This window comes from Hymenobacter caeli, assembly GCF_013294115.1.
GTDB lineage: Bacteria > Bacteroidota > Bacteroidia > Cytophagales > Hymenobacteraceae > Hymenobacter > Hymenobacter caeli.
This window is the reverse complement of the sequence record NZ_JABSNP010000012.1, coordinates 148701-157333: the sequence shown is the minus strand read 5'-3', so window position 1 is coordinate 157333 and position 8633 is coordinate 148701. Positions and strand designations below refer to the sequence as shown.

Annotated in this window: 6 protein-coding genes; 4 read left to right on the top strand and 2 right to left on the bottom strand. The window is 62.9% G+C overall.

Translation table 11 applies throughout. The features are described 5' to 3' along the window. Positions 1-169 precede the first annotated feature (169 nt). Positions 170-1072, top strand: coding sequence for an ABC transporter ATP-binding protein (locus HNP98_RS13825; protein WP_173810669.1), 903 nt, complete (start codon positions 170-172; stop codon positions 1070-1072). Between the two features lie 67 nt (positions 1073-1139). Beyond that, the gene (locus HNP98_RS13820) at positions 1140-4805 is read left to right on the top strand and encodes a M1 family aminopeptidase (protein WP_173810668.1); all 3666 of its coding nucleotides are present in this window, start codon (positions 1140-1142) and stop codon (positions 4803-4805) included. A 140-nt stretch (positions 4806-4945) separates the two neighbouring features. On the opposite strand, the gene HNP98_RS13815 is transcribed toward HNP98_RS13820, so the two are convergent. Both HNP98_RS13815 and HNP98_RS13810 read right to left on the bottom strand, forming a co-directional pair. Then, on the bottom strand, positions 4946-5329 hold the full coding sequence (locus HNP98_RS13815) for a hypothetical protein (RefSeq protein ID WP_173810667.1): 384 nt from the start codon (positions 5327-5329) through the stop codon (positions 4946-4948). Positions 5330-5510: 181 nt separating this feature from the next. Further along, positions 5511-6080, bottom strand: a complete 570-nt coding sequence (locus HNP98_RS13810; protein WP_217425771.1) for an RNA polymerase sigma factor — start codon at positions 6078-6080, stop codon at positions 5511-5513. A gap of 169 nt (positions 6081-6249) precedes the next feature. Between HNP98_RS13810 and nuoK the strand changes: the two genes are divergently transcribed. Next, positions 6250-6582 carry an NADH-quinone oxidoreductase subunit NuoK gene (nuoK, locus tag HNP98_RS13805; RefSeq protein WP_173810665.1) on the top strand — a complete coding sequence of 111 codons (333 nt, stop codon included), beginning with the start codon at positions 6250-6252 and terminating at the stop codon, positions 6580-6582. 99 nt (positions 6583-6681) lie between these two features. Continuing rightward, positions 6682-8628, top strand: a complete 1947-nt coding sequence (gene nuoL / locus HNP98_RS13800) for an NADH-quinone oxidoreductase subunit L (RefSeq protein ID WP_173810664.1) — start codon at positions 6682-6684, stop codon at positions 8626-8628. The last annotated feature ends 5 nt before the right edge of the window (positions 8629-8633 follow it).

The following is an 8633-nucleotide window of genomic DNA, read 5'->3' as shown; positions in this document are numbered from 1 at the left end:
CCCCATCAGGCCCTTAACTTCTTAACCCCCATCGAGTTTCGACAAGCTGCCTGACCTCTATTTTTGACTGGCTCACTTTGAAGGGGAGCTTACAAGAGTACTATATCTCTATACCTATTGTTTAGTTGCCGGCACTACCTTTCCCTCTTCATCTACCTTTTTTCTGCCCATGGCCCTCACCATTACCAACCTTTCCAAAACGTACCCCAACGGTACGCGGGCCCTCAAAAACGTTAGCCTCGACATTCCCAACGGCATGTTTGGCCTGCTGGGGCCCAACGGGGCGGGCAAAAGCAGCCTGATGCGCACCATTGCCACGCTGCAGGACGCCGACACGGGTAGCATCGTGCTCGACGGCATCGACGTGCTGCGCGACAAGGAGGCCGTGCGCCGCGTGCTGGGCTACCTGCCCCAGGAGTTTGGCGTGTACCCCAGCGTGAGCGCCGAGGACTTGCTCGACCACTTCGCCACCCTCAAGGGCATTGCCAGCCGCAAGGACCGCCAGGAAATGGTGGGGGCCCTGCTGCACCAAACCAACCTCTACGACGTGCGCAAAAAGCACGTGGGCGGCTACTCGGGCGGCATGAAGCAGCGCTTCGGCATTGCCCAGGCGCTGCTGGGCAACCCGCGCCTCATCATCGTGGACGAGCCCACGGCGGGCCTCGACCCGGCCGAGCGTAACCGCTTCCACAACCTGCTGAGCGAGATTGGCGAGAACCTGGTGGTGATTCTCAGCACCCACATCGTGAGCGACGTGAGCGACCTGTGCCGCCACATGGCCATCATCAACAAGGGCGAAGTGCTGCTCACCGGCGACCCGCTCACGGTGATGAACAACCTGAAGGGCAAAATCTGGAAGAAGTTGATTGAGAAAGCCGAGCTACCGGCGTTGCAGGCCAGCCAGCAGGTCATCAGCTCGCGCCTGTTTGCGGGCAAAACCGTGGTGCACGTGCTGGCCGATGGGGCCCCGGATAGCGGCTTCGAGGCCGTGAGCCCGGATTTGGAGGACGTATACTTTTCGGAAATTAAAAATTATGAATTAAAAATTGAAAAAGGTGCCTTCGTGGCCTGATGTGCTCTCAGGGCCCTTTTCGCCCAGCTCATTTTTAATTTTTAATTCATAATTTTTAATTGAAAGCATGTTTCTCCCCATCCTATTCTTTGAAATCAACTACCGGCTCCGGCGGCCGGCCACCTGGATCTATTTCCTGCTGCTGTTCCTCATGGCTTTCCTGCTGGTGACGGCGGCCGGGGGCGGCTTCGGCGCGGGGGTCAAAATTGCCATCGGCGGCGACGGGCAGTCGGTAAAAATCAATTCCCCGTTCTCGCTCAACATCATCACGGCGGTGCTCAGCGTGTTCGGCGTCATCATCGCCTCCTCGCTGATGGGCAACCCCGTGTACCGCGACTTCGAGTACCGCACGCACGCGCTGTTCTATACCACGCCCATCAGCAAATTTGGCTACCTGGGCGGCCGGTTCTTCGGCTCTTACCTGATTGCGGTGCTGGTGTTCGGCGGCATTGGGGTGGGGGCGGCGCTGGCCGGGGCGATGCCCTGGGTGGAAGCCGACCGGTTTCTGGCCCACGCCCCGGCCGGCACCTACGTGTGGCCTTACCTGGTGCTGGTGCTGCCCAACCTGTTTTTTTCGGGGGCCATTTTCTTCACCGGGGCCACGCTCACCCGCAACATCCTCACCGTTTACATCGGCTCGGTGCTGCTGCTGGTGATGTACACCATCGCCACCTCCTACCTGCAGGACCTCAAGAACGAGCACCTCGTGGCCGCCCTGGATGCCTACGGCTTCGCCGCCCTCGAATTCACGACCCGCTACTGGACGTCGGCCGAGAAAAACCGCCTCCTGCTGCCCCTCTCCAGCTACGTGCTGCTGAACCGCGCCGTGTGGCTGGGCCTGGGGCTGGGCCTGCTGGGCCTGTGCTACGCCCGGTTCCGGTTCTCGGCTTTCGCGTCGGAAAAGCCGGAGAAAAAGGCCCGCCGCGCCGCACTGGTGGCCGAAACGGACCTCAGCGCCCGCCCGGCGGCGCAGCCCGCGGGCCTGCGCCTGCCGCGCGTGGCCCAGGTGTTCTCGGGCGGCATGAGCCTGCGCCAGTGGTGGAGCCTGACCAAGCTGGAGTTCTGGGGCATCGTGCGCAGCCGGGCCTTTGCGGCCATCGCGGGGGCGGGCGTGATCCTGCTGCTGGCCACGTCGTCGCAGGTGGGCAAATCGTTCGATACGACTACCTACCCCGTTACGTATGAGGTGATTGAGGCCATCACGGGCACGTTTTTCCTGTTTTTCCTGGCCATCATCATCTTCTACAGCGGCGAGCTGGTCTGGCGCGAGCGGCAGGCCGGCGTGGCCCAGATTACCGACGCCGTGCCCGTGCCCAGCTGGGTGCCTTTCCTGAGCAAGCTGGCCGCCCTGGGCCTGGTGCAGGTGGTGCTGCTGGCCGTGGTGATGGCGTGTGGCCTGCTGGTGCAGACGTTTAAAGGGTACTTCCACTACGAAATCGGCCTCTACCTGCAAGCCCTGTTCCTGTACGAGCTGCCGTTTCTGCTGCTGCTCTGCGTGCTGAGCATGGTGACGCAGGTGGTGGTGAACAACAAGTACCTCGGCTTTTTCGTGGTGGTGGTGTACTACGTGGCCAACCTTTTCCGCAACCAGCTGGGGCTGGGGCACCGGCTGCTGGGCTACGGCGGCGGCCCCACGCCGGGCCAGTACTCGGCCATGAACGGCTACGGCCACTTCCTGCCCGCCTTCTGGTGGACCAAGCTGCTGTGGGCCGGGGTGGCCCTGCTGCTGGTGCTGCTGGCCAACCTGCTCTGGGTGCGCGGCACCGACACGGCCGGCCGCCTCCACGAAGCCCGCCGCCGCTGGGGCCCCGCCAGCAGCGCCGCGCTGGCCCTGGGCCTGCTCACCAGCCTGGGCGCGGGCTACTACATCTTCTACAACACCAACGTGCTGAACCAGTACCTGTCGCCCAAAGCGGGCGAGAAGCGCCAGGTGGCCTACGAAAAGCAGTACCGCCGCCTCAAGGACGTGGCCCAGCCCCGCATCGTGGCCGTGGACCTGAACACGGAGCTGTTCCCCAGCACCCGCGCCGTGCGGTTCCGGGGCCGGTTCACGCTGGTGAACAAGCACGCGCGCGCCCTCGATACGGTCATCGTGAACATTCCCGTGGAGCAAAACCCGCGCGTGCGGTCCCTCACGCTGGGCCAGCCCGGCCAGGCCACCCTGGCCCTGAACGACACTACTTACGGCATGCGCCTCTACCGCCTGGCCCGGCCCCTGGCCCCCGGCGACTCCCTCGTGCTCGGCATGGACCTGCGCTACCAGGAGCTGGGTTTCCCCAACTCGGGCTCGAACACCGACCTCGTGTACAACGGCACCTTCATCAGCAGCGGCTACCTGCCCGGGCTGGGCTACCGCGAAAGAGCCGAGCTAAGCGGCGACCAGGACCGCAAAAACTACGGCCTGCAACCCAAGCCCCGCATGGCCAACGTGAACGACCTGAAGGCCCGCCAGAACACTTACATCAGCAACGATGCCGACTGGATTCGCTTCCGCACCACTGTGAGCACCGAGGCCGACCAGACCGCCATTGCCCCCGGCTACCTGCAAAAGGAATGGGTGCAGGACGGCCGCCGCTACTTCACCTACGTGATGGACCGGCCCATGCTCAACTTCTACACCTTCCTCTCGGCCCGCTATAAGGAGTACAAAAGCCAGTGGGTGGACAGCGCCGGCCACCGCACCGTGCCCATCACCATCTACTACCAGGCCGGGCACGAGTACAACCTCAAGCGTATGGCCGAAGGGGCCCGCGAGGCCTTGGCGTACTGCTCGAAGAACTTTTCGCCCTACCAGCACCGGCAGCTGCGCATCCTGGAGTTTCCGCGCTACCAGGCTTTCGCCCAGAGCTTTGCCAACACGGTGCCCTTCTCCGAGGCCATCGGCTTCATTGCCAAGGTAAACGACCAGGACCCCGAGGACCTCAACATGCCCTTCTACGTGACGGCCCACGAGGTGGCGCACCAGTGGTGGGCGCACCAGGTTATCGGCGGCAACGTGCAGGGCAGCACGCTCATGGCCGAAAGCATGGCCGAGTATTCGGCCCTCATGGTGCTCAGCCACCACAACGGCCCCACCGCCATGCAGCGCTTCCTGAAAGTGGATATGAGCGGCTACCTCAACGGCCGTGCCTTTGAGCAGAAGAAGGAAGTGCCGCTCGCGCTGGTCGAAAACCAGCAGTACATCCACTACCGCAAGGGCTCGGTGGTGATGTACGCCTTGCAGGACAACCTGGGCGAGGCCCGGCTGAACGGGGCCCTGAAGCAGTACGTGGCCGCCGTGGCCTTTCAGCAGCCGCCCTACACCAACTCCCCGGAGTTCATCGGCTACCTGCGCCGCGCCGCGCCCGACTCGCTGCAAGCCTACCTCACCGACCAGTTCGAGCGCATCACCCTGTTTGACAACCGCGTGACGGCCGCCACCAGCAAAAAGCTGCCCGACGGCCGCTACCAGGTCGATTTCACGGTGAAGTCGGCCAAGTTCTACGCCGACAGCCTGGGCACCCAGAAGCCCGCCGACCAATCCCGCGACGCCCTGCCCGTGGCCATCTTCCCCGAGCTGGGCCCCGACAAAAAGCCCGTGCCGCCGCTGCTGCTCCAGAAGCGCCACCTGCACCCCGGCGACAACCAGCTGCGCTTCGTGGTGAGCAAAAAGCCCGCCTCCGTGGCCGTGGACCCCTACAACATGGTCATCGACCGGCAGCTCGACGACAACACCAAGGACCTCAAGCTGTAGGGGGGGCGTGAGGCGCTGCGCAAGGGCTGCTTTGCACGCTTCTTGTTCGGTAACCGGCCATCAAAAAAGGCGCAGCCCCATTGGGGCCGCGCCTTTTCTGTAGCCAGCTGTTTGCCAGTAAACTGGGCCCCCGGCGGCCGCTACGCCGGCTGCTGCGCGGCGGCCGGGGCCGCGGCGGCGTCGGGCCGCCGCATCCAGCCCATGCCGCCGCACTTGGCTTGCATCTGCTGGCGGAATTTCTCGCGGGCCTCGGGGCTGAGGCTTTCCATGCGGCCGGCCATGCGCTGCTGCCAAGCGCGGCGCTTCTGGGCCCAACCGCCGCCCCGCCCGCCCCAGCCGCCGAACAGCAGGCGGCTCAGCACCAGCAGCCCGAAGGTTTGGCCCAGGCTGATGGCCGGCCCGTGGAAGAGCAGCGGCACCAGCTCGTTCCACAAGTAGCGGGTGAGCAGCAGCACGGCCACCACGAATAGGCCCGCAAAGAAGAGGAATTTGAGGCCGCGCAGCAGCCAAAAAGAACGTTTCATGATAGGGGGAATTAATTAATTTTTGATGCTTGAAGCGCAAATCAATAAATTATTAAATTACTGATTTACAACGGAATAAATTATTGATAATTGTAGTTTTTATGCTGAATATTAATTGTTACTAATTGTTGTGCTACCAACAATTCGGCCATTAACAATTCAACCGCCAACCACCAATAATTTAATCCGTGAACAGCTCGGTGTAGAGCTTTTGCAGGCGCTTGCGCAGGTGCAGCACGGCATAATGCTTGCGCGAAATCAGGGTTTTGAGGGGCACGCCGGTTTCGGCCTCCATCTCCTTGAAGCTTTTGTCTTCCAACTCGTGCCACACGAACACCTGGCGCTGGGCGGCGGGCAGCTCGGCCAGCGCGTCGGACAGCGCGTCCATCAGGGTTTCGCGCAGCAGGCGGTTTTCGGGCGAGTCGTCGGGGGCCGGCAGCAGGTCGGCCAGCAGCAGGCCTTCGCCGTCGGGGTCGGCCTCGGCGGCCCCGAACGCCGCTTCCAGCGACACCGGCCGCTGCCGCCGGTAGAGGTCGATGATGCGGTTGCGGGCCACGCGGAAGAGCCAGGCGGCCGCCTGCTCCACGGGCTTGAGCAGGCGGTAGCTTTCCACCAGCTCGGCAAACACGTCTTGCAGCAAGTCTTCGGCCTCGGCCTCGTCGGGGATGCGGCGGCGGATGAACTGCAGCAGCCGCGGGCGCTGCTGGCGCACGGCGTCGGCAATTTGCCGGTCCTGTTGCGAAGCCGTCATCGGGAGGAGGGGAGAAGCGAGCGAAAGGGCCAGGTTTTCCATGTTGGGCAAGCAGACGCGGGGCCCCCGGCAATACTTTAACCGGCGGGCGGTTTGGTTTTTCAGGATACCTTTGCCTGCCCAAAATACGGCCCAAACCCGGCCCGATTCTCCGCCCGTTCCGCCCCGCATGGAAGCCACCATCCCCGAAGTTATCCGCACCGTTCCGCTCCAATACTACGTTTTCTTCGCCACGGCCCTGTTTTCCATCGGCGTGGTGGGGGTGCTCACGCGGCGCAACGCCATCATCATCTTCATGTGCATCGAATTGATGCTGAACGCCGTGAACGTGCTGCTGACGGCCTTCTCGGCCTACCGGGCCGACCCCAACGGCCAAATTTTCGTGTTCTTCATCATGGCCGTGGCGGCCGCCGAAGTGGCCGTGGGCCTGGGCATCATCGTCATGATTTACCGCAATTTCCAAACCACCGACGTCAACCTGCTGAGCCGGCTCAAGTGGTGAGTGAGTGAATGAGCGCAGGAGTGAATGCGCCCCGGCGCTCCACTCCGCGTCCTGCTCGTCTCCTCTCATTCCCTTCCCCGCTCCTTCACTCCTTCCCCGATGGAAATCGTTTTGCCCGGCACCAACGGCCCTTTCCCTACCTTCCTCTACGTTCTCATCCCGCTGCTGCCGTTCCTGGGCTTTTTGCTGAACGGCCTGCTGAACAAGAAGCTGTCGGCCACCGTGGCCGGGCTCATCGGCAGCGCCGCGGTGCTGGGCTCATTCGTCATTTCGCTGGTCCTGTTCCTCAACTTCAAGTACCAGTACACCGTCGAGCTGTTCGACTGGATTACGGTGGGCTCGCTGCAAATCCCGTTCAGCTACCAAATCGACCAGCTCAGCCTGGTGATGCTGCTGCTCGTGACGGGCGTGGGCTTCCTCATCCACGTGTACAGCATCGGCTACATGGCCCACGACGAGAACGTGGGCAAGTTCTTCAGCTTCCTGAACCTGTTCATCTTCAGCATGCTGGTGCTGGTGCTGGGCTCCAACTTCGTCATTCTCTTCATCGGCTGGGAAGGCGTGGGGCTGTGCTCGTACCTGCTCATCGGCTTCTGGAACACCAACACCAGCTACAACAACGCCGCCAAGAAAGCCTTCATCATCAACCGCATCGGCGACCTGGGCTTCCTGCTGGGCATCTTCCTCATCTACCTCACCTTCAACTCGGTGCAGTACGGCGAGGTGTTTCAGAAAGCCTCGCTGAGCCAGTTCGGGCCCTACACGGTGGGCATTTGCACGGCCATCACGCTGCTGCTGTTCGTGGGCGCGATGGGCAAGTCGGCCCAGCTGCCGCTCTACACCTGGCTGCCCGATGCCATGGCGGGCCCCACGCCGGTGTCGGCCCTCATCCACGCCGCTACGATGGTCACGGCCGGCATCTACATGGTGCTGCGGGCCAACGTGCTCTTCACCCTGGCCCCCCAAACGCTGGAAGTAATCGGCATCGTGGGCCTGGCCACGGCGTTTTTCGCAGCCACCATCGGCCTGGCCCAGAACGACATCAAGAAGGTGCTGGCCTACTCCACGGTGTCGCAGCTCGGCTACATGTTCCTGGCGCTGGGCGTACTGGGGTATTCATCGGCCTTGTTCCACGTGCTCACCCACGCCTTTTTCAAGGCCCTGATGTTCCTCGGGGCCGGCTCGGTCATCCACGCCATGAGCGACGAGCAGGACCTGCGCCGCATGGGCGGCCTGCGCAAAGCCTTGCCCGTCACGTTCTTCACCTTCCTCATCGGCTGCCTGGCCATTTCGGGCATTCCGCCGTTTTCGGGCTTCTTTTCCAAGGATGAAATCCTGAGCCACGTGTACGAGCACAGCAAGGTGATGTGGGCCGTGGGCCTGTTCACCTCGTTCCTGACGGCCTTTTACATGTTCCGGCTGCTGTTTCTGGCCTTCTTCGGCGAGTTCCGGGGCACCGAAAAGCAGCGGCAGCACCTGCACGAGTCGCCGGCCACCATGACGCTGCCGCTCGTTATCCTAGCCATTCTGGCGGCCGTGGGCGGCTTCATGGGGGCCCCCATGCTGCTGGGCAAGCACTACCTGGCCGACTACCTGGCCCCGCTCTTCACCTACTCGCGCCGAATCAACCCGGCCGCCTTCGCCCTGGAGCCCGACCACGGCACCGAGCTGATGCTCATTGGGTTGTCGGTGGCGGCCGGCGTGCTGGGCACCGTGCTGGCCTACGTGCTGTACGTGGCCCGCGCCGAGCGCCCCGTGGCCGACGATGCCCACCGCTCGGCCCCCGAAAACCTGGTGTACCACAAGTACTACATCGACGAGCTGTACAATACCCTGTTCGTGAAGCCCACGATGGCCCTGTCGCGCGGCCTCTACAAATTCGTGGAGAACGGCGTCATCAACCCCCTCACCAACGGCTTCGGGCGGGCCGTGCAGGGCGGCGGCTTTTTGCTGCGCTACGTGCAAACCGGGGCCGTGGAAACCTACCTCATCCTGATGGTTATCGGCATCGTGCTGATTCTGGGGCTGAACTACGGCCGGCTGTAGGAGGA

Coding starts and splice junctions, on each gene's coding strand:
- HNP98_RS13815 (WP_173810667.1), bottom strand. CDS start 5,329: ATGAAACGTTCTTTTTGGCTGCTGCGCGGCCTCAAATTCCTCTTCTTT.
- nuoK (WP_173810665.1), top strand. CDS start 6,250: ATGGAAGCCACCATCCCCGAAGTTATCCGCACCGTTCCGCTCCAATAC.
- HNP98_RS13825 (WP_173810669.1), top strand. CDS start 170: ATGGCCCTCACCATTACCAACCTTTCCAAAACGTACCCCAACGGTACG.
- HNP98_RS13820 (WP_173810668.1), top strand. CDS start 1,140: ATGTTTCTCCCCATCCTATTCTTTGAAATCAACTACCGGCTCCGGCGG.
- nuoL (WP_173810664.1), top strand. CDS start 6,682: ATGGAAATCGTTTTGCCCGGCACCAACGGCCCTTTCCCTACCTTCCTC.
- HNP98_RS13810 (WP_217425771.1), bottom strand. CDS start 6,080: ATGACGGCTTCGCAACAGGACCGGCAAATTGCCGACGCCGTGCGCCAG.